We start from the raw sequence: 19,946 nt of genomic DNA, 5'->3' as shown, positions 1-19,946 counted from the left end.
CATTTGTTATGTGTCGCCTGTTAGTTGCGCTTTAACAACCCCGGCAACTGCGCCACCAGCTTCTGGTTATTCAACGGCGCACGAATAAACCCGCGCTGCGTCCCATCCGGCCCGATCAGCGCTAGGTTGCCGCTGTGGTCGACGGTGTAGTTCGGCTTGCTGGTATCGGCGGGTATGAACGGAATGCTCACGGCATTCGAGACCTTCTGCACATCCTCCACATTCGCGCCGGTCAGGCCCTGGAACTGCGGGTCGAAGTAGCCCAGGTACTGCTTGAGCTGGGTCGGCGTATCGCGGTTCGGGTCGACGCTGACCAGGATCACCTGCAGCTTATCCACAACGTCCTTGGGCAGTTCGCTCTTGATCTGGCGCAGCTGGGCGAGGGTGGTCGGGCAGATGTCCGGGCAGAAGGTGTAGCCGAAGAACAACAAGCTCCACTTGCCTTTCAACTCATTGACCACCACCGGCTGCCCTTCCTGATTGGTCATGGTTACCGGCGGCAGCTGGCGACTTTGCGGCAGCAGGATGATGCCGGCGTCGATCAAGGCGGTGGGATCGCCCTGGCCTTTGCCACTCAGCACTTTGTTGACGGTCAGGCCCATGATCAACGCGACAATGGCCACCAGGATAAAGACAGTTTTTTGAGTTCGAGTCATAGGTTCAACAGTAGGTAGTGGTCTACGAGCAGGGCGATGAACAGCAGCAGCAAGTACCAGATAGAGTACTTGAAGGTGTTGATCGCCGCGTGCGGCTGAGCGCCACGGTACAGCACCCAGGCCCATTGCAGAAAGCGCCCGCCCAATACCAGCGCACACGCGAGGTACAGCAGGCCGCTCATATGAATGACATAGGGCATCAGGCTCACCGCCAGCAGGGCGAAGGTATAAAGCAGGATATGCACCTTGGTGTAATGCTCGCCATGGGTGACCGGCAGCATCGGGATATCGGCCTTGGCGTATTCCTCCTTGCGGTGAATGGCCAGGGCCCAGAAGTGCGGCGGGGTCCAGGCGAAGATGATCAGCACCAGCAGCAAGGGTTCGGCGCTGATGTGGCCGGTGACGGCAACCCAGCCCAACAGCGGCGGCGCGGCTCCGGCCAGCCCACCGATCACGATGTTTTGCGGCGTGGCACGCTTGAGAAAGCCGGTGTAGATCACCGCATAACCCAGCAACGAGGCCAGCGTCAACCAGGCCGCCAGCGGGTTGGTGAACGCCAGCAGCAGCGCCAATCCTGCAACCGCCAGAAACAATGCAAACGCCAATGCCGCCAGCGGCGACACACGGCCCTCCGCCAACGGCCGCTTGTGAGTGCGCGCCATCACCGCGTCGATGCGCCGATCCACCACATGGTTGACCGCCGCCGCCCCCCCCGCACACAGGGCAATCCCCAGGTTGCCAAACACCAGCACCGTCCACGGCACGCCGGCGCGGGTCGCCAGGAACATCCCCACCAGCGAAGTGATGAGCATCAGCACCACCACCTTCGGCTTGGTCAGCTCCAAATAGTCTCGCCAGATCGCCTGGCGGTGGCGCGCGCCGATCAAGGTCGCCATGGCATCTCTCCTTTAAGGGTGATGAGGCCCGATACGTGTTTGCGCGGGATAAAGCGCCAGCCGAACGGCAGCTGGTTGCGCACCCGGACCAGGCTGGTGCGGGCGTGGTAGTTAACCAGTACCAGCGTCAGCAGCAAGGCCGCACCGCCGGCGTTATGCCCTACCGCAACCGGCAGCGGCAGATGGAAGTACACGTTGCTCAGGCCCAGGCAGATTTGCGCCGCCAAGGCGATCAGCAGCAAGCCGGCCAATCGCGTCATGCCGACCGCGCGTAATTGCCAGGCCAGGCCGAACAGCACCAGGCTGACGATGACGGCGCCCATACGATGGGTGAGGTGGATGGCGGTGCGCGCCTCGCTGTCCAGCTGCCCGCCCAGGTAGTTGGGGCCGATGTGCTGGGTGAGATGAAAGCCATTGGCAAAATCCGCTGCCGGCCACCACTCGCCATGACAGGTCGGCAAATCGATACAGGCCACCGCCGCGTAGTTCGAACTGACCCAGCCGCCCAACGCAATCTGGCCGATCACCAGCACCAGGCCGGCGGTTGCCCAATACTGCAGGCGCTTGGGCACGATCAAGGCGGGCAACACCCCGGACAGGCGCAGGGTCAGCAGGAACAGCAGGCTCAAGGTCGCAAAGCCGCCGAGTAAATGCCCCGTCACCACCTGCGGCCACAGCTTCAGCGTCACCGTCCACATGCCAAACGCCGCCTGCGCGAACACCACCGCCAGCACGAACAGCGGCAATTTCACCGGCTGCCCCGGATCGCGCCGATGGCCCCACGAGCGCGCGGCCAGCAATACGATCAGCAAGCCCAAGGTGCCGGCAAAGTAGCGATGCGTCATCTCGGCCCAGCCCTTGTCCGCTTCCACCGGCGTATCAGGGAAGTGCAGCTCGGCATGGGCCAATTGGGCTTCGGTCTTGGGCACGCTGATAAAGCCGTAGCAGCCGGGCCAGTCCGGGCAGCCAAGTCCGGCGTGAGTCAGGCGGGTATAGGCGCCGAGCAGCACGACAATCAGCGCCAGCAAGGTGGCAAACAGCGCGAGGCGAAATCCAGGTTTGGCCATGACGATGCCCTTATCCGATGTTGGACAGTTTCAGCAGGTGGCGCAGGTCGTTGAGCAAGTCCTTGCCCTTGACCTTGGCGTCGTAGCGCAACACCAGGTTGCCGTGGGGATCGACGATCCATAGCTGCGCATCACCCGGCGCACCGGCATTTTTGCTGAAGGTCGAGAGGTCCAGCGGGTAACGTTGCAGTTGCGGGTACTCGGCCTTGAGCTTGGCGTCATAGTCGCTGCCCAGCGGCTGAGCACTGGCCAAGGCATGGCTGGCGCGGGAGGCATCGCGCCCCAGGCCAATCTGCAATTGCCGCGCGAGGTACACCAGTTGCTGGCAATCCGCGGCGCAAGCGGCGGGCGCGGTCACCAGCAGTTGCCAACGCTGTTCATCAGCCTGCACGCCGATGTCGGCGCGGGTCTGGCCGTTGCCGATCATTTCGCCATGGTAACTGCGGCTGTCCGGCACCCAAAACTGCAGCTTGTACATGAAGGTCGCCAGCGCCATCGGACCGATCACCATCATCAGGATCAGGATCAACTGCCAACGGCCTTTGCGCCGATCAGGCACTTCAGACATGTTGAGTGGATTCATGGCCGCTCCCATGGGGCTTCTCCTTTTTGTTGTGCCATCCGAGGTAGAGGTAAAGCGCCAGCAGGGCCAGCGACATGGCGAACCACTGCACGGCGTACGCCAGGTGTTTTTCCGGCCCCATGGCCACGATCGGCCAAGTGGTTTCGTAGGTGCCGGGGCCGGCTTCGGCCCGCAGCTCGTAGGCGAAACCGCTGCGTCCCAGCTCCGCCCACAACGCGGCCGGGTGCAGCGCCGTCAGCAGGCGCGGCCATTGCGCGCCCGCCGGGTCGGCGTGCAGCTGGAAGGTTTCGCCGGGGGCGACGTAGACCCAGGCATCCAGGTTCACAGGTTGCTCAGGGGTGCTGAAGACCGGTGACGTGCGCCGATCCGGCCAGGGCAGCCAACCACGATTGAGCAACAGCCACAGGCCGCTGGCCTGGTCGTGGAAGGGTTGCAGCAGTTCAACGCCGGCCTTGCCGTCGCGCATGCGGTTATCGAGGAAAACGCTGTGTTCGGCATCGAATTGTCCGCGCAGCCGCACACGGCGAAAGGCCGGGTCAGGCATATCGGTGAGTTGCGCACTGCTGATCGGATCCGCCGCGCGGCGCTCGGTGTAACTGTCCACCAGCAGCTGCTTTTCATGGCCGCGGGACAGCTGCCAGAACCCCAGCCCCACCATCAACGGCAGCAACAACAGCACCACTAAGGTGGGTGCGATCCCTGGACGAAAGCGTTTTGCGGCGCTGGCTATACTTGTTTTCATTGCCCGCCCATCCCATAGGAGCCCGACCATGCTCAAAGCCGCCATTGCCCTGATGCTGATCGCGACCGTTGTGAGTCTGTTCAGTGGCTTGTTCTTCCTGGTCAAGGACGAGGGCAACTCCAATCGCCTCGTCACCGCCTTGACCGTGCGTGTCGTACTGGCCGTGATGACCCTGGCGTTGATCACCTGGGGCTTTTTCAGCGGCCAACTGGTTTCTCATGCGCCGTGGTAAACCGCTTCACAGCACATAGACGAAGAAAAACAGCCCGATCCACACCACGTCCACAAAGTGCCAATACCAACTGGCCGCCTCGAAGCCGAACTGGTGCTCGGCATTGAAATGCCCCTTGAGGATGCGCATCAGCATCACGAACAGAATGATCGTGCCGATGGTGACGTGGGCGCCGTGAAATCCGGTGAGCATGAAGAAGGTCGCGCCGTAGACGCCCGAGCCCAAGGTCAGGCCCAGCTCTTTATAAGCGTGGATGTATTCCTCAGCCTGGAACCCCAGGAATGCCAGGCCCAGCAGCACCGTGATCGCCAGCCAGATCTTCAGCGCACCGCGATGGCCTTTGCGCAGCGCATGGTGGGCGATGGTGATGGTCACGCTGGAACTCACCAGCAGGATGGTATTGACCAGCGGCAGGCCCCAAGGGCTGATGGTGCCTTCCGGCGCGGGGTACATTTTCGGATCGGGGTTGTTCAGCAACGGCCACGCAAATTCGAAATTCGGCCACAGCATGTGCGCAATGCCCTTATGCCCTTCGCCGCCCAGCCAAGGGCCGGACATGTGCCGTACATAAAACAGCGCACCAAAGAATGCGATAAAGAACATCACTTCGGAAAAGATGAACCACGTCATGCCCCAGCGGAACGAGCGGTCCATCTGCGAACTGTACAAACCGGCGCGGCTTTCCTTGATCACCGCGCCGAACCAGCCAAACATCATGTAGGCCACCAGCAGGCCACCGATGAAAAAGATCCACGGGCCGTGGGATTCCGGGCGCGCCGCCTTCAGGTCGTTGAACCACACGGCCAGGCCGTACACGGTGACCAGCATGCCAATCGTGGCAATTATCGGCCATTTGCTTTGCGCTGGTACGTAGTACGTATCATGAGTCGACATGTATTCGCTCTCCTGATTGAGCGGGCAAACAGTAGCTAGCCCCCGGTGTGCACAGCCACCGGCGGTTGGCGCGCAGTGATATCAAACAGCGTGTACGCCAGGGTCAAATGCTTCACATCCTTGGGCATGTCACGGTCGACAATGAAGCGCACTGGCATCTCGATACGCTGGCCTGGCTGCAGCACTTGCTGGGTGAAGCAAAAGCACTCGGTCTTGTGGAAATACATCGCCGCTTCGGCCGGGGAAATACTCGGTACGGCCTGTGCGGTCATGGGTTTGTCGGTGGGGTTGTAGGCCACGAACAACATCTCGGTGACCGCGCCTGGGTTGACCACCACTTCGTCAGCCTTGGCGTAGAAATCCCAGACCATGTCGATGGCGTTGGTGGACAAAAATTGCACACGCACCTGGCGCGTTGGGTCCACCACCTGCGACCCCTCGTACTGCCCGGCCGTCTTGCCGTTGATGCCGAACGCCTTGCACATCACGTCGTAGATCGGCACCAGCGCAAAGCCGAAGGCGAACATTGCCACCACCAGGATCAGCAGGCGGGTGACCAGGCGCTTGATCGGCAAGGATTCAGCCATGACGCCCACCCAATGTGAATGAGGCCATTGTGGGAGGGGGCTTGCCCCCGATAGCTGTTTTACAGCCAATAATGATGTCGGCTGACACACCGCCATCGGGGGCAAGCCCCCTTACACATGGGTCGTGTACGCAGTGCCAAGGCGTGTTCATTTGACCTCCGGCGGCGTCGTGAAGGTGTGGTACGGCGCAGGCGAGGGGATGCTCCACTCCAGGCCTTCGGCGCCATCCCACGGCTTGGCCGGCGCCGGCGCGCCGCCACGGATGCACTTGATCACGATGAACAGGAAGAAGATCTGCGTAGCGCCAAACATGAAGGCGCCAATCGACGAAACCATGTTGAAGTCGGCGAATTGCAGGTTGTAGTCCGGCACCCGCCGCGGCATGCCCGCCAGCCCGACGAAGTGCATCGGGAAAAACGCCATATTCATGCCCACGAAAGACAGCCAGAAGTGCAGCTTGCCCAGGGTTTCGTCGTACATGTGGCCGGTCCATTTCGGCAGCCAATAGTAGGCCGAGGCGAAGATGCCGAAGATCGCGCCGGGCACCAGTACGTAATGGAAGTGCGCCACCACGAAGTAGGTGTCGTGATACTGGAAGTCCGCTGGCGCAATCGCCAGCATCAGCCCGGAAAACCCGCCGATGGTGAACAGAATCACAAAGGCCACGGCGAACAGCATCGGCGTCTCGAAGGTCAGCGAGCCCTGCCACATGGTACTGACCCAGTTGAAGACCTTCACCCCTGTCGGGACGGCGATCAGCAGGGTGGCGTACATGAAGAACAACTCGCCCACCAACGGAATGCCGACCACGAACATATGGTGCGCCCACACGATGAACGAGAGGAACGCGATGCTCGCCGTGGCGTAGACCATCGAGGTGTAGCCAAACAGCGGCTTGCGCGAAAAGGTCGGGATGATCGAGCTGACGGCGCCGAAGGCCGGCAGAATCATGATGTACACCTCGGGGTGGCCGAAGAACCAGAACACATGCTGGAACAGCACCGGATCACCGCCGCCGGCCGCACTGAAGAAGCTGGTGCCGAAGTGGATGTCCATCAGCATCATGGTCACGCAACCGGCCAGCACCGGCATCACCGCGATCAGCAGGAACGCAGTGATCAGCCAGGTCCAGACGAACAGCGGCATTTTCATCAATGTCATGCCGGGTGCGCGCAGGTTGAGGATGGTCGCGACCACGTTGATCGCGCCCATGATCGAACTGATGCCCATCAGGTGGATCGCAAAGATGAAGAACGTCACGCTTTCCGGCGCGTAGGTAGTGGAGAGCGGGGCGTAGAACGTCCAGCCGAAGTTCGGCCCGCCGCCCGGCGTGAAAAGCGTCGAGACCAGCAGCAGGAACGCCGCCGGCAGCAGCCAGAAGCTGAAGTTGTTCATGCGCGGCAGGGCCATGTCGGGCGCGCCGATCATCAATGGGATCATCCAGTTGGCCAGGCCGACGAACGCCGGCATCACCGCGCCGAACACCATGATCAGGCCGTGCATCGTGGTCATCTGGTTGAAAAACGCCGGCTCGACAATCTGCAGGCCGGGCTGGAACAGCTCGGCCCGGATCACCATGGCGAACGAGCCGCCGAGCAGGAACATGGAGAAGGCAAACCAGAGGTACAGGGTGCCGATGTCTTTGTGGTTGGTGGTCAGCACCCAGCGCATCAAGCCCTTCGCGGGGCCATGGGCATGGTCGGCGTGACCATGGTCATCGATCACAGCGCTCATGGCCGTTCTCCTGCAAGCAAGTGGGCGGGGCGGGTCGAGGTAAACGCCTTGGAGTAGGTCATTTGCTTTCCGCCTGCTTGATGGCCAGCACGTCTTTAGGCGTGACCATGTCGCCTTTGTTGTTGCCCCAGGCATTGCGCTCGTAGGTCACTACGGCGGCGATATCCACTTCCGAAAGCTGCTTGCCGAAGGCCGCCATCGCGGTGCCGGGCTTGCCGTGGTAGACGAGGCTCAGGTGGCCTTCCTTCGGTCCGGTGGCAATTTTCGAGCCCTTGAGTGCCGGGAACATCGGTGGCAGGCCCTGGCCTTCGGCCTGGTGACAGGCCACGCACGTGGTGTGGTAGACCTTGTCGCCACGGGCTACCAGCTCTTCCAGCGTCCACTCTTTAGAGGTCAGCTCCTTGAGCTTGGCGGCCTCTTCCTTGCGCTCGCCCAGCCAGGTTTCGTAGTCGGCCTTGGACTTGACCTCGACCACGATGGGCATGAAACCGTGGTCCTTGCCGCACAATTCGGCGCACTGGCCACGGTAGATGCCAGGCTTCTCTACGCGGGTCCACGCCTCGTTGACGAAGCCTGGGATGGCGTCGCGCTTGACCGCAAACGCCGGCACCCACCAGGAGTGGATCACGTCGGCGGCGGTCACCAGAAAGCGCACCTTGGCCCCCACCGGCAACACCAGCGGCTGGTCGACTTCCAGCAGGTAGTGTTCGCCCTTGGTGGCTTGGTTGTGGATCTGCTCGGCGGGCGTGGCCAGGTTGCTGAAGAACTCCACATCCTGGCCCAGGTATTTGTAATGCCACTTCCATTGATAGCCGGTGACCTGGATATCGATATCCGACTCACTGCTGTCGTAGATATTGATCAGGGTCTTGGTCGCCGGAATGGCCATCGCGATCAGGATCAACAACGGCACGACGGTCCAGAGGATCTCCACGGTGGTGCTCTCGTGGAACTTGGCCGCAACCTGCCCTGTGGACCGGCGATGAACAATCATCGACCAGAACATCGCGCCAAACACGATGATGCCGATCACCACACAGATCCAGAAAATGGTCATGTGCAGGTCGAACACAGCGTGACTGACTTCTGTCGCCCCTGGCGCCATATTCGTTGTCCAGGCGGCGTGCGCCTGGCCGAATACCGACCACAACAGGAGGCCCATCCAAACGTGTGGATGTCGCATCATTGCGGGTTCCCCTTATCGTTCTTGTTATCCCGCCGGTATGCACCTGCGTCGAAGGGAGCGGCTTCCATACTGCTTACAACCGCTTAGCCTTGCCTGCTTATGCAGTCTGGCGTCATCAGCTAATCGCGTACAAATCCGAGTATAGACACGCTCTGCAACCCCGCAATGTGTAGGGGTAAATGAGCAAAAATGAGGTGTTTCAGGCTAATGAAATAGGCGGCGGAATCGTTTATCCCGTTATCTATCGCGATTCGATATAACGCCCGCGCATAACCATGAAATAATTATGACAAATGCGTCTGAGGCGCTCGTATAAACGAGCTACCTTATCCTCTCCCTATTCCTACGCCTGCATGACTGGAGCCTTCATGAACACCGCCGCATTGCGCGAGCAGATTTCCCGTGCCCATCAACACGAAGCCAGCACGGGCCAGCTGGCCCAGCAACTGGAAAAACAATTGCCGCACCTGCATTCGGCCATCGCCCTGGCTGACGGTGATCGCAACATTGTCATGGCCCGCTTTGTGACCGCCTACATCGACCTCGTCCCGGAGTTGCTGGACGCCGCCAACGATGTGGCCCGCGAGGCCGGTATCGAAAGCCAGATCAAGCCGGTGCTGAAGATCGCCGAGCATTTTTTCCTGCAACCACCCGCTATCCTGGCCGGCCATGAAGGGCTCGATGGCCTGCTGGACGAGGCTTACCTGGCTCATCGCCTGGTGGAAGAAGTAAACGATCTGTATATCAAGCATTTCGGTCAGCCGTTGATTCCGGCGGATACCACCGTGGCCAATGTCATCGCCCATCAACTGATCGGCGAAGCGTTTGCCAACCAGCTGGATGAAGCGGTGCACCACGCGGTGGATGAAATGCTCAACGAAGAGAGCTTTGCGCTGGAGTCGGTCGAGGCCTATCGCGAGCAACTGAAGAGCCCGGACACGGAAGCGGCGTGGAAGCGCTGGCCGTGCCTGTCGCGGCAGTTGGGGGTTGAGTTGGCGTTGGATCAGCCGGCTTAAACTTTCAGTCTGACGCGAACCAAATGTGGGAGGTGGCAAGCCCCCTCCCACATTTTTATCCGGTTTCGTCAGCCAGTAGAAGCCGCCGAACCTATCCCGGTCGTCGTCCTCACCCGACCTTCCAACCGGCGCTTCAACCCACGCGCCTCGATCACCAGCCTTGAACCCTTCGCCGCATTCGCCCGTCCCCACTCCTCCAGCAACTCCAGGCAGGAATGGTCGATATAGCTCAAGTTATTGAGCGGCACATGCACGGTGCTTCCCGCAGGCACCGTCGACAATACCTGGGTCAACGCCGGCACTTTCAGAAAGGTCGCCGCACCGATCAGACGCAGCTCCATCTCACCGTCCTGGGGCAAGTCGATCAAGCTGACCTTAAGCCGTGACGCCTTGAGCGCCAGCTTGACCAGCGTCAACCCGAAGCCCACCAGAACGCCGGTCAGCAGGTCGGTAAAGATGATCGCCAAAGCCGTCGCCGCATACGTAAACATCGGCATCCGCCCATAGCGCCCGAGGGCTTTGAACGCCTTGATGTCGACCAGCTTGATCCCGGTGTACACCAGCACGCCGGCCAGGCTCGCCACCGGAATGCTTTGCAACACACTCGACAGCAGCAATACAAAGCCCAACAGCCACACACCGTGGAACATCGCCGACAGGCGGGTGGTAGCACCGGCCTGTACGTTGGCCGAGCTGCGCACGATCACACCGGTCATCGGCAGAGCACCTACCAGGCCGCACAGCATGTTGCCTACACCTTGAGCAGACAATTCCTTATCGAAATCGGAACGCTGCCCGCTGTGCATGCGGTCTACCGCGGCGGCGGAAAGCAACGTCTCGGCACTCGCGATAAACGCCACGGCGAAGGCCGCAATCAGCAACTGCGGATCGGCAAGGTTCAGCAGATCACTGGGGCGCAGCCAATCGATGGCATCGGCAAGGTTCTCCGGGACTTCCACACGCTTGACCTGCAATGCCAGCACCAGGCTGACGACGGTGGTCAGCCCCACACCCAGCAAGGCGCCGGGCACAAAGCGCAGCTTCTGCGGGCGGAATTTATCCCAGACGTACATCACCAGCATCGTCGACAAACCGAGCAATCCTGCCTGCCAGCCCAAGCCGCCACCCAAGGTCGGGATCGCCTCGGCCAACGCCGCCGGGAAACCCGCCAGGTTATCCAGACCCGAAGGCTTGGGCGCGCCATCGAGCATCACGTGTATCTGCGATAACACGATCAGCACGCCAATGCCCGCCAGCATGCCATACACCACTGCCGGCGCCGTGACGCGGAACCAGCAACCCAGGCGCAGACGCCCGGCCACCAGTTGCAGGAAGCCTGCCAGCAGCAGGATCGGCCCCAGCATCATCATCCCATGCTGGCGCACCAGCTCGAACACCAACACCGCCAGACCCGCCGCCGGGCCGCTGACCTGCAACGGCGAGCCGGCCAGCCAACCCACCACCAGGCCCCCGATGATCCCAGTGATCAGGCCCTTGGCCGGCGGCATGCCGGAAGCGATTGCAATGCCCATGCACAGGGGCAGGGCGACCAGAAACACGACCACCGAGGCGAGTAGCTCTCGAGGTATTACAGCTTTCAATTGAGCAGCACGCATGATGACTCTCCCGAGGCATTTACCGGGCGCGGTAAAGCCTGGCTGCGTCCATGGCAGCCACCGCTTTACCCGGCAGGGAAGTGTTTTAGAAGCGCGCTTTAGGCGTCGCGGAAGGAATTGGCCCTTCGCCGCCCAACGGTCGGAACGCCGACTGGTCGGCATCGTAGGCGCGGATTTCGCTGGTCTCGATGTTGTAGATCCAACCGTGGATAAACAGTTGACCATTGGCCATGCGCGAGGCCACGGAAGGGTGGGTACGCAAATGCTGCAGTTGGGCGATGACGTTTTCTTCGGTCAGCACCTTCATGCTTTCGCCTTCATTGGCGCAGTCGCAGTTGTCCTCGACCATGGACTTGGCGACCTCGGCGTGCCGCAGCCAGGCCCTTACCGTCGGCATTTTCTCCAGGCTGGCGGGATTGAGGACCGCCCGCATAGCGCCGCAATCGGAGTGCCCGCAGACGATGATGTGCTGCACACCCAAGGCGAGAACCGCGTACTCGATGGCCGTGGAAACACCGCCGTTCATCTGGCCGTATGGCGGCACAACGTTGCCGACGTTACGCGTTACGAACAGGTCGCCCGGTGAGCTTTGGGTAATCAGCTCAGGCACGATGCGCGAGTCCGCGCAGGTGATAAACATCGCCCGTGGGCTCTGCGCCGTGGCGAGTTTCTTGAAGAGTTCTTCCTGCTGTGGGAAGACGTCGTGATGGAAATGCAAAAAGCCGTCAACGATATGCTGCAGCGCTGCATCGGCGGTTTCAGCCACCGGAGAGGCAGAAGCCGACGCAGCCAACGGCTGTTTATCCTTGTCACTCATGATTCATCCTCTTGATTAATGCAGGGGGAGTTTTCAGCTCAGTTCGACGTCAGGCCAAGGCAATAGTTGTAAACGCTACAAACCGGGCCGCCGACTCATCAGTCACTCGCTGAACAAGGTAACCGTCGAAACTTAACTCAAACTGAATGAACCGCTCTATCTCGCGGCTTTCAGTGATATCAAAACGCGACCATTCCCACAGGGATGTCGCCTTTCACCTCTTCAGTCTACAACAAAGCCATCTGCCTGCCCGGTGGACAAAAGGCGCTGCAATCCAAGTTGAAGCCTTCCCGCCGGTTGAGCCCCAGGCGCTTGATCGCCTTGCTGAAGCGCTGCGCCAGCAAATCGGCAAACGGCCCTTCGCCACGCATGCGCACGCCGAAGCGGCTGTCGTAAACCTCACCGCCCCGCACCTGACGCACCAGGCTCATCACGTGGGCCGCGCGTTGCGGGTAATGCGCCGCCAGCCACTCCTCGAACAACGGCGCCACCTCCAGCGGCAGCCGCAGCATCATGTATGCGGCACTTTGCGCGCCTGCGGCATGGGCTTCGGTTAACAGGCTTTCCAATTCACTGTCGTTGATCATCGGGATCATCGGCGAGCACAGCACGCCCACTGGGATCCCGGCGTCACGCATCACCCGAATCGCCCGCAACCGCGCCTTGGGCGCCGCCGTGCGTGGCTCGAGGATGCGCTTGAGTTCATCATCCAGGCTGGTGAGGCTGATCATCACGGCCACCAGTCGCTGGCGGGCCAGCTCGGTGAGCAGGTCCAGGTCGCGCAAAATCAGTGAACCCTTAGTGATGATGGTCACCGGGTGGCGATAACGCAGCAGCACTTCCAGGGTTTGCCGGGTGATGGTGTACTCGCGCTCGATCGGCTGGTACGGGTCGGTATTGGAACCGAGGTTGATCGGCGCACACACGTAGCCCGGCTTTGACAGTTGCTGCTCCAGCACCTCGGCAGCGTTGGTCTTGGCGATCAGTTTGGTTTCGAAATCCAACCCCGGCGACATGTCCCAATAGGCATGGCTGGGCCGGGCATAGCAGTAGATGCAGCCGTGCTCGCAGCCACGGTAGGGGTTGATCGACCGATCAAACGGCAAGTCCGGCGAGTTGTTGCGGGTGATGATGGTCTTGGCCGTTTCGATGCGCACTTCGGTGCCCTGGGTCGGCGGCACTTCCTGGAACCAGCCGTCGTCTTCGGCCACGCTGACAGTGGGCGCAAAGCGGTTGTGCAGGTTGGTGGCCGTGCCCCGGCCTCGGGGTGGCAGCGGAGTAGACATGAAAGCGCCTCGATACTGTTTTTATATACAGTATCGAGGCGCGAGGTTTCTGACCAGTGCCGTTTGGCGGCCAGGGAGGGATCAGTGCTTTTGCGTCACTTGTCCCAGGTCATCGCCGGAGGTGGTACGCATGTCGTTCTGGCGCAGGTTCTCCACGTCGCTGGCGGTCACCGGCGCGCCTTTATTGCCCCAGCTACCCCGGATGAAACTGACCACGTCGGCCACCTCCTGGTCAGACAGGCGCCAGGCGAACGCCGGCATGGTGAACGTCGACGGCGCCGCATGGGTAGCCGGCAGAGTACCGCCGTTCAACACGAGGTTGATCAACGATGTGGCATCCGCCGTCTGCAACACCGGGTTGCCCGCCAACGCCGGGAATACGCGTGTATAACCATGGCCATCGGTACGGTGGCAGGCGGCGCAGTTGTCGATATACACCGAGGCGCCGCGCTGGCTGTCATCGCCTTTCCAGAGGGCATCCGCTACCTGCTTGTCGTAAGGGTGCGGCTGATCCTTGGGGTCAACCGCCGGCAGGCTCTTGAGGTAACGGGCGATAGCCGTCAGGTCATTTTCCGACATGTACTGCATGCTGTGGACGACAACATCGCTCATGCCACCAAACACCGCACTGCGATCACTGCGACCGGTCTTGAGAAATTGCACCAATTGCTCCTCGCTCCAACTGCCGAGGCCGTCCTTGTGGTCACCGCGCAGGCTCTTGGCAACCCAGCCTTCCAGTGGCGCGCTGCCGGACAGGAAGGCGTTGCCGTCAGTGGCGCTCAGGGCTTTTTCCTGCATGGTCAACGCCCGTGGCGTATGGCACGCGCCGCAGTGGCCGAGGCCTTCCACCAGGTAAGCGCCACGGCTGATCACCGGATCGGCAGCGGCCTGCACCGGATGCTCTTCGACAGACGGGGCAAACATCCATCGCCACGCCGCCAGCGGCCAACGCATGCTCAAGGGCCAGGGAATATCGCTGTCCTTGTTCTCCTGGGCGACCGGCTCAACACCCTTCATGAAATAGGCGTACAACGCCTGCATATCGCTGTCACTGACGCGTGCGTAAGACGGGTAGGGCATTGCCGGGTAAAGCGTACTACCGCTCTTGGCGACGCCATGGCGCACGGCCTTGTCGAAGTCTTCGAAGCTGTAGTCGCCCAGGCCGGTCTTGTGCGGGGTGATATTGGTGGAATAGATCACACCGATGGGGGTTTCCATCGGCAGCCCGCCGGCAAAGGGTTTGCCGCCCTTGGCGGTGTGGCAGGCCACGCAGTCACCGGCGCGGGCCAGGTATTCCCCTTGCTTGATCAAGTCGGTTTCAGCGGCGCTCACCGAGCAGCTGCTGAACAGGGCGAAGGTCGCGATAACAAGTGCTTTCATGGTCATCGCTCCTTATGCCTGAACCAGTGGACCGGGGTTTTTCAGGTACTGCTCGCGGATCGCCCGGGCCGACCAATAGGTCAGCGCCGCCACCAGGCCGGTAGGGTTGTAGCCCAAGCCTTGTGGGAACGCGGAGGCGCCTGGGACAAACACGTTGTGTACATCCCAGCACTGCAGGTAACGGTTCAACGCACTGGTTTTCGGGTCGGTGCCCATGATCGCACCGCCATTGAGGTGGGTGGTCTGGTAGGACGCCGTGTTGAAGTGTTCACCGACCTTTTTGCCAAGCACGGCAATCGCCTTGGGGTTCATCGCCTCGGCGACCTTGCCCATTTTCTCGACCATGAAGCGGTTCATCTTGATGTCGTTTTCCTGCCAATCGAACGTCATCCGCAGCAGCGGCAGGCCGTAGGCATCGCGGTAAACCGGGTCCAGATCCAAGTAGTTGCCTCGGTAGGATTGATGGGCGCCATGGGCATCCATCGACACTTGGTGGGTGTAGTAATCGGCGGTGGCGCGCTTCCACGCGCTGCCCCAGGCCGGGGTACCCGGCGGGTTGGAGGTGCCGGCAATCGGCCGGCTGCCGGCCTGGTTGACCCACATCGGCGAACCGCCCACGAAGCCGTGAGGCCCGTGGTCGAAGTTATCGGCGTTGAAGTCATCGATGGCCACGCCATTACCGCCCGCACCGATGAAGTTGTTGGTGTGGGTGTCCTTGTCGAAGAACGCCTTGATGGTCGCCATGTTCTGGTAGGCAAAGTTCCTGCCCACCACGCCCTCGTTGGTAATCGGGTCGTAGGGCTTGCCGATGCCCGACAACAGCATCAAGCGCACGTTGTGAAACTGGAAGGCACCGAGAATCACCAGATCGGCCGGCTGCTCGCATTCGCGGCCCTGGGCGTCGATATACGTCACGCCGGTGGCCTTGCTCTTGGTGCTGTCGAGGTTGACCTTGAGCACGTGGGAATTGGGCCGCAGCTCAAAGTTCGGCACCTGGCGCAGCGCCGGCAGGATGTTCACGTTCGGCGAAGCCTTGGAATACATGTAGCACACGTAGCCACTGCAGAAGCCACAGAAGTTGCACGGGCCCATCTGCGCGCCGTAGGGGTTGGTGTAAGGCCCCGATGTATTGGCTGACGGCAGGTTGTAGGGTTTGTAACCCACGCTGGCAGCCGCTTTCTGAAACAGCTGTGCGGAGACGGTGTTCTTCTGCGCTTCCAGTGGGAACGGGTTGGAGCGATCCGGTGCATACGGGTTGCCGCCACGGCCTTCGCCTACTCGCTGACCTTTCACGGTCCAGGCTTGGCCGGAGGTGCCGAAGACTTTTTCCGCGTAGTCGAAAAACGGCTCCAGCTCTTCATAGCTGACGCCGAAGTCCTGGATGGTCATGTCCTTGGGAATGAACTGCTTGCCGTAGCGCTCTTCGTAATGGCTGCGCATACGCAGCTCGATCGGGTCGACCCGGAAATGCACGCCCGACCAGTGCAGGCCCGCGCCCCCCACGCCATTGCCCGGCAAAAACGCACCTAACTGACGGTTAGGCAGGGCAACGTCATTCACGCTGTGGCGAATGGTCACCGTCTCTTTGGAGATATCCTGGAAGAGTTTCTTACGCACGCTGTAGGTCAATTCGTCGATGACCTGGGGATAGTTGCCGTCCGGGTAAGTGTCCTGCATCGGGCCGCGCTCCAGCGCGACCACGTTGAGACCTGCTTCCGTCAGTTCCTTGGCCATGATCGCGCCGGTCCAGCCGAAGCCTACGATCACTGCATCCACTTTCTTCATGATGGTCGCCACGCTTATGCCCTCTCGCCACGGATTGAAACGGCCGGGAAGGGGTACTGCTCGTTGCGTTCCACCCAGTCCATGAAATCGGCGCGGGCGCCGGGGAAGCCGATCATGGTCCAGCCGACCATGCCTTTGTTGCCGCCGTGAATCGGGTCGCAGAAGAACCCTTCCTTGGTGTTTTGCAGCAACAGATTGAAGAATATCTTCGGCGGCACCGCCTCGAAATGCGCAGCAACTTCGCCTCCGCCAGCCTCCAGGCGGCGCAACATATCGTCTCGGGTAGCGCTGTCTTGCGCAGCAAAAACCTTACCGTTGAACGCCTTCGACCAGGCATCCGTCGCGGCAATACCCAAGCGGTAGATCTCCTTGGGGACCAATTTGCTCTGCCAACCCATTTCCGGCGGCGCATCGGCGTTGAAAGGGCCTTGCATGAACCACAGGGCTCCGCTGGCATACGGCGTATTCATCTGGCGGTCGATGTATTCCGGCGCACCGGCTTCCAGGGCACCCGGGCCTTGGGCGTCAGCGGGGATCAAACGCTCGACGGCGGCGTTGATAAACGCCCATTCCTCGGCCGTGAAGTAAGTCGGCTCGTAGGCTTTTTCGTCAGCCACAGGCTTGGCAGGCGCAGCCTGGACGGGTTCAGGCGTCGCCATCAGCATCGAACCGCCAAGGCCGGTGCTGGCAACCGTGACCACCGGGATCAAGGTCAAGGATTTGCGCAAAAAGTCACGCCGGGGGTTGTCTTGATCTTGATCAGACATGGTGGCACCTCATCATGTGGTCACGGGTTGAACAGCCAGCTTCTAGTGAGCGGCTTGAACGGGTGTATGCGGCGAATTGGATCCAACTGATCCAAAGAGATAGAGCGTAGCGGCAATCAATAGTTACAAATGATAGCAGGCTAAGCATGAAGAGAATCGATTCAGCGACCTAAGTCGAATAAGCGCGGGCAAAAAAGTGGGAGGGGGCTTGCTCCCGATGGTGGTCTATCAATGCCAAATAGGCTGGCTGATACACCGCTATCGGGGGCAAGCCCCCTCCCACATTGGGTCTGCGTAAGGCGACTAGTCTTTTTTCAACTTCGGATTAGGAAAGAACTGCACCGCCTGCACCTTAGGGTCCGCAGGCGCTTTCAACGCCGAGGTATTCACCCGCGTCCCCAACTCCTTGGGCACCGACAGCCCCTGGTCATTGAGGGTGTCGGTATAGCCGCAGGCCACACACTCGCGATGCGGTACGTTGTCCTCAGTCCACATCTTCAGCTTGTCCGGCTCACTGCACGCCGGGCAGACCGCCCCGGCGATAAATTGCTTTTTGGTAATCACAGGCCCTTCGCTCATGCTGCCGCGTCCTCACTCAGGCCGCTGTGGCGCAAGAGTGCGTCAATCGACGGCGCCCGTCCGCGGAAGTCGACGAACAGCACCATCGGTGCCTGGGAACCGCCACGTGCCAGGATGGCTTCGCGGAACGCACGGCCGGTCTCGGCATTGAGCACGCCGTCTTCCTCGAACTTGGAGAAGGCATCCGCCGACAGCACTTCGGCCCACTTGTAGCTGTAGTAACCCGCGGCGTAACCCCCGGCGAAGATGTGCGCAAAGCTGTTGGGGAAGCGGTTGTACGCCGGCGGACGCATCACCGACACCTCATCGCGCACGCCTTCGAGCACTTGCGCCACGCTGCGGCCATCACCGTGGGTGGCATGCAGTTCGAAGTCGAACAGCGAGAATTCCAGCTGGCGCACCATCATCAGGCCGGACTGGAAGTTCTTGGCTGCGAGCATTTTTTCCAGCAGGTCCTGGGGCAGTGGCTCACCGGTTTCATAGTGACCGGAGATCAGCGCCAGGCCCTCCGGCTCCCAGCACCAGTTCTCCATGAACTGGCTCGGCAACTCCACCGCATCCCAGGCCACACCGTTGATGCCGGACACGCCAGCGTGTTCAACACGGGTCAACAGGTGATGCAGGCCGTGGCCGAACTCGTGGAACAGCGTGGTGACTTCATCGTGAGTCAGCAGGGCAGGCTTGCCGCTGTCGGCCGGGGTGAAGTTGCACACCAGGTTGGCCACCGGGCTTTGCAGCACGCCGTCAATCGTGCGGCGACGGTCGCGGGCGCCGTCCATCCAGGCACCGCCGCGCTTGTTGGCGCGGGCGTACAGGTCGAAGAAAAAGCGGCCGACGTGCTGGCCGTTTTCCTTGATTTCAAACAGGCGGACATCCGGGTGCCAGGTGTCGAAGCCTTTCTGCTCGGCGATCTCAATGCCGTACAGGCGCTGCACGATGGCAAACAGGCCGCCGAGCACTTTGTCGATCGGGAAGTAAGCGCGCAGGGCTTCCTGGGACACGCTGTAACGTTGTTCACGGAGTTTTTCGCCGTAGAAACCACTGTCCCAGCTTTGCAGGTCGGCGCAGCCTTGTTCGGCGGCGTAAGCCTTGAGCTGTTGCAAGTCCTGGGCGGCAAACGGCTTGCTGCGCCTGGCCAGGTCACGCAGGAAACTCAGCACCTGGTCGCTGGACTCGGCCATCTTGGTGGCCAGGCTCAGTTCCGAGAACGACGCGTAACCCAGCAACTGAGCCAGCTCCTGACGCAGGTCGAGGATCTGTTCCATCACCGGGCCGTTATCATGCTGACCGGCATTCGGGCCTTGGTCCGACGCACGGGTGCAGTAGGCCGCGTAGACTTCTTCACGCAGGGCGCGGTCCTGGGCGTAGGTCATCACCGCGTAGTAGCTCGGGAACTCCAGGGTGATCAGCCAGCCGTCGAGGCCTTTGGCCTGGGCAGCGGCAGCCATCTGCGCCTTGGCCGAATCGGTCAGGCCGGCGAGGGTGGCCTCATCGGTCACGTGTTTGGTCCAGGCCTGGGTGGCGTCCAGCAACTGGTTGGAAAACTTACTGCCCAGCTCGGACAGTTTGCTTTGCACTTCGGCGTAGCGTTTTTGCTGCTCGGGCGGCAAATCGATACCCGACAAGCGGAAGTCGCGCAGAGAATATTCCAGGATGGTTTTTTGCGCCACGTCGAAACCGGCGGCTTCCGGGCTGTTGGCCAGGGCTTCAAAGGCCTGGAACAGCGCACGGTTCTGGCCCATCTCGGTGGAGTAGGCGCTCAACGCCGGCAGGCAGCCTTCATAGGCTTCGCGCAGTTCGGCACTGTTGCACACGGCATTAAGGTGGCTGACCGGGCTCCAGGCGGCGCCCAGGCGGTCGTTCAGTTCATCCATGGCCAGGACCAGGCCGGCCCACGTCGGGTTTTTACCCTGGCTTTGCAGGATGCCTTCGATGGCAACGCGGTTGTCGGCGAGGATCTGTTCGATGGCCGGCTGGACGTGCTCGGCACGGATCGCCGAGAACGGCGGCAGGTCGTAGGACTGCAGAAGAGGGTTGTTCGCGCTCACGGTTGGCACCTTGGCTGAAGAAACAGGTAAGAACAAAGATGGGGCCATCTTAATTACAATCAACGTCCACCGCAG

The 19,946-nt window shown here is 61.1% G+C and carries 19 protein-coding genes; 2 read left to right on the top strand and 17 right to left on the bottom strand.

The window, feature by feature from the left end; translation table 11 throughout:
* Positions 1-20: 20 nt before the first annotated feature.
* From QCBJ_RS17660 to QCBJ_RS17640, 5 genes are read right to left on the bottom strand one after another with little or no spacing between them, the layout of a single operon-like run.
* Positions 21-656 (bottom strand): SCO family protein, encoded by a 636-nt coding sequence (locus QCBJ_RS17660; RefSeq protein ID WP_012721512.1) that lies wholly within the window; start codon positions 654-656, stop codon positions 21-23.
* Positions 653-1,552, bottom strand: a complete 900-nt coding sequence (gene cyoE, locus QCBJ_RS17655) for a heme o synthase (protein WP_012721511.1) — start codon at positions 1,550-1,552, stop codon at positions 653-655. Before cyoE ends, QCBJ_RS17660 begins: the two co-directional genes overlap by 4 nt.
* A complete protein-coding gene (locus tag QCBJ_RS17650) occupies positions 1,540-2,619 on the bottom strand; it encodes a heme A synthase (RefSeq protein ID WP_012721510.1) in 1,080 nt (359 codons plus the stop codon). The genes cyoE and QCBJ_RS17650 overlap by 13 nt, the downstream gene beginning before the upstream one ends.
* Before the next feature lie 10 nt (positions 2,620-2,629).
* Entirely contained in the window at positions 2,630-3,214 is a 585-nt protein-coding gene (locus QCBJ_RS17645; protein ID WP_012721509.1) for a hypothetical protein, read from the bottom strand.
* Positions 3,180-3,944 carry an SURF1 family protein gene (locus tag QCBJ_RS17640; RefSeq protein WP_102061272.1) on the bottom strand — a complete coding sequence of 255 codons (765 nt, stop codon included), beginning with the start codon at positions 3,942-3,944 and terminating at the stop codon, positions 3,180-3,182. Before QCBJ_RS17640 ends, QCBJ_RS17645 begins: the two co-directional genes overlap by 35 nt.
* 28 nt (positions 3,945-3,972) lie before the next feature.
* On the opposite strand from QCBJ_RS17640, the gene QCBJ_RS17635 reads away from it, so the two are divergent.
* Positions 3,973-4,176, top strand: coding sequence for a twin transmembrane helix small protein (locus QCBJ_RS17635; RefSeq protein WP_102061255.1), 204 nt, complete (start codon positions 3,973-3,975; stop codon positions 4,174-4,176).
* A 6-nt stretch (positions 4,177-4,182) separates the two neighbouring features.
* Here the strand turns inward: QCBJ_RS17635 and QCBJ_RS17630 are convergent, their stop codons facing one another.
* The 4 genes from QCBJ_RS17630 to coxB all read right to left on the bottom strand — a co-directional run bounded on the left by QCBJ_RS17630 (position 4,183) and on the right by coxB (position 8,577).
* Positions 4,183-5,070: a cytochrome c oxidase subunit 3 gene (locus QCBJ_RS17630; protein WP_012721506.1), complete on the bottom strand. Its 888-nt coding sequence runs from the start codon at positions 5,068-5,070 to the stop codon at positions 4,183-4,185.
* Between the two features lie 35 nt (positions 5,071-5,105).
* Entirely contained in the window at positions 5,106-5,657 is a 552-nt protein-coding gene (locus QCBJ_RS17625) for a cytochrome c oxidase assembly protein (protein ID WP_043204603.1), read from the bottom strand.
* A 147-nt stretch (positions 5,658-5,804) separates the two neighbouring features.
* Positions 5,805-7,391 carry a cytochrome c oxidase subunit I gene (gene ctaD / locus QCBJ_RS17620; protein WP_012721504.1) on the bottom strand — a complete coding sequence of 529 codons (1,587 nt, stop codon included), beginning with the start codon at positions 7,389-7,391 and terminating at the stop codon, positions 5,805-5,807.
* 58 nt (positions 7,392-7,449) lie between these two features.
* A complete protein-coding gene (gene coxB / locus QCBJ_RS17615; protein WP_012721503.1) occupies positions 7,450-8,577 on the bottom strand; it encodes a cytochrome c oxidase subunit II in 1,128 nt (375 codons plus the stop codon).
* Between the two features lie 368 nt (positions 8,578-8,945).
* On the opposite strand from coxB, the gene QCBJ_RS17610 reads away from it, so the two are divergent.
* Positions 8,946-9,593: a hypothetical protein gene (locus QCBJ_RS17610; RefSeq protein ID WP_012721502.1), complete on the top strand. Its 648-nt coding sequence runs from the start codon at positions 8,946-8,948 to the stop codon at positions 9,591-9,593.
* Positions 9,594-9,661: 68 nt separating this feature from the next.
* On the opposite strand, the gene QCBJ_RS17605 is transcribed toward QCBJ_RS17610, so the two are convergent.
* The 8 genes from QCBJ_RS17605 to prlC form a co-directional block, all read right to left on the bottom strand.
* Positions 9,662-11,209 (bottom strand): SulP family inorganic anion transporter, encoded by a 1,548-nt coding sequence (locus QCBJ_RS17605; protein ID WP_012721501.1) that lies wholly within the window; start codon positions 11,207-11,209, stop codon positions 9,662-9,664.
* 85 nt (positions 11,210-11,294) lie between these two features.
* Positions 11,295-12,026: a carbonic anhydrase gene (locus QCBJ_RS17600; protein ID WP_043204601.1), complete on the bottom strand. Its 732-nt coding sequence runs from the start codon at positions 12,024-12,026 to the stop codon at positions 11,295-11,297.
* Positions 12,027-12,253: 227 nt separating this feature from the next.
* Positions 12,254-13,312: a PA0069 family radical SAM protein gene (locus QCBJ_RS17595; RefSeq protein ID WP_093544855.1), complete on the bottom strand. Its 1,059-nt coding sequence runs from the start codon at positions 13,310-13,312 to the stop codon at positions 12,254-12,256.
* 81 nt (positions 13,313-13,393) lie between these two features.
* Complete coding sequence (locus QCBJ_RS17590) at positions 13,394-14,692, bottom strand: cytochrome c (protein WP_102061254.1); 1,299 nt, start codon at positions 14,690-14,692, stop codon at positions 13,394-13,396.
* A gap of 12 nt (positions 14,693-14,704) precedes the next feature.
* Positions 14,705-16,489 (bottom strand): GMC family oxidoreductase, encoded by a 1,785-nt coding sequence (locus tag QCBJ_RS17585; protein WP_012721497.1) that lies wholly within the window; start codon positions 16,487-16,489, stop codon positions 14,705-14,707.
* Positions 16,490-16,491: 2 nt separating this feature from the next.
* The gene (locus QCBJ_RS17580; RefSeq protein ID WP_012721496.1) at positions 16,492-17,244 is read right to left on the bottom strand and encodes a gluconate 2-dehydrogenase subunit 3 family protein; all 753 of its coding nucleotides are present in this window, start codon (positions 17,242-17,244) and stop codon (positions 16,492-16,494) included.
* Between the two features lie 303 nt (positions 17,245-17,547).
* Complete coding sequence (locus QCBJ_RS17575) at positions 17,548-17,823, bottom strand: YheV family putative zinc ribbon protein (RefSeq protein ID WP_010207776.1); 276 nt, start codon at positions 17,821-17,823, stop codon at positions 17,548-17,550.
* Positions 17,820-19,919 (bottom strand): oligopeptidase A, encoded by a 2,100-nt coding sequence (gene prlC, locus QCBJ_RS17570; RefSeq protein ID WP_177410668.1) that lies wholly within the window; start codon positions 19,917-19,919, stop codon positions 17,820-17,822. The genes QCBJ_RS17575 and prlC overlap by 4 nt, the downstream gene beginning before the upstream one ends.
* Between the last annotated feature and the right edge of the window lie 27 nt (positions 19,920-19,946).

Source organism: Pseudomonas sp. QC2 (assembly GCF_002859085.1).
Lineage (GTDB): Bacteria > Pseudomonadota > Gammaproteobacteria > Pseudomonadales > Pseudomonadaceae > Aquipseudomonas > Aquipseudomonas petroselini.
This window is presented reverse-complemented; position numbering and strand designations above follow the sequence as displayed.

Coding starts and splice junctions, on each gene's coding strand:
- QCBJ_RS17610 (WP_012721502.1), top strand. CDS start 8,946: ATGAACACCGCCGCATTGCGCGAGCAGATTTCCCGTGCCCATCAACAC.
- prlC (WP_177410668.1), bottom strand. CDS start 19,919: ATGGCCCCATCTTTGTTCTTACCTGTTTCTTCAGCCAAGGTGCCAACC.
- QCBJ_RS17645 (WP_012721509.1), bottom strand. CDS start 3,214: ATGGGAGCGGCCATGAATCCACTCAACATGTCTGAAGTGCCTGATCGG.
- QCBJ_RS17635 (WP_102061255.1), top strand. CDS start 3,973: ATGCTCAAAGCCGCCATTGCCCTGATGCTGATCGCGACCGTTGTGAGT.
- QCBJ_RS17630 (WP_012721506.1), bottom strand. CDS start 5,070: ATGTCGACTCATGATACGTACTACGTACCAGCGCAAAGCAAATGGCCG.
- QCBJ_RS17605 (WP_012721501.1), bottom strand. CDS start 11,209: ATGCGTGCTGCTCAATTGAAAGCTGTAATACCTCGAGAGCTACTCGCC.
- QCBJ_RS17660 (WP_012721512.1), bottom strand. CDS start 656: ATGACTCGAACTCAAAAAACTGTCTTTATCCTGGTGGCCATTGTCGCG.
- QCBJ_RS17625 (WP_043204603.1), bottom strand. CDS start 5,657: ATGGCTGAATCCTTGCCGATCAAGCGCCTGGTCACCCGCCTGCTGATC.
- QCBJ_RS17590 (WP_102061254.1), bottom strand. CDS start 14,692: ATGAAAGCACTTGTTATCGCGACCTTCGCCCTGTTCAGCAGCTGCTCG.
- ctaD (WP_012721504.1), bottom strand. CDS start 7,391: ATGAGCGCTGTGATCGATGACCATGGTCACGCCGACCATGCCCATGGC.
- QCBJ_RS17595 (WP_093544855.1), bottom strand. CDS start 13,312: ATGTCTACTCCGCTGCCACCCCGAGGCCGGGGCACGGCCACCAACCTG.
- cyoE (WP_012721511.1), bottom strand. CDS start 1,552: ATGGCGACCTTGATCGGCGCGCGCCACCGCCAGGCGATCTGGCGAGAC.
- QCBJ_RS17650 (WP_012721510.1), bottom strand. CDS start 2,619: ATGGCCAAACCTGGATTTCGCCTCGCGCTGTTTGCCACCTTGCTGGCG.
- QCBJ_RS17575 (WP_010207776.1), bottom strand. CDS start 17,823: ATGAGCGAAGGGCCTGTGATTACCAAAAAGCAATTTATCGCCGGGGCG.
- coxB (WP_012721503.1), bottom strand. CDS start 8,577: ATGATGCGACATCCACACGTTTGGATGGGCCTCCTGTTGTGGTCGGTA.
- QCBJ_RS17640 (WP_102061272.1), bottom strand. CDS start 3,944: ATGAAAACAAGTATAGCCAGCGCCGCAAAACGCTTTCGTCCAGGGATC.
- QCBJ_RS17600 (WP_043204601.1), bottom strand. CDS start 12,026: ATGAGTGACAAGGATAAACAGCCGTTGGCTGCGTCGGCTTCTGCCTCT.
- QCBJ_RS17580 (WP_012721496.1), bottom strand. CDS start 17,244: ATGTCTGATCAAGATCAAGACAACCCCCGGCGTGACTTTTTGCGCAAA.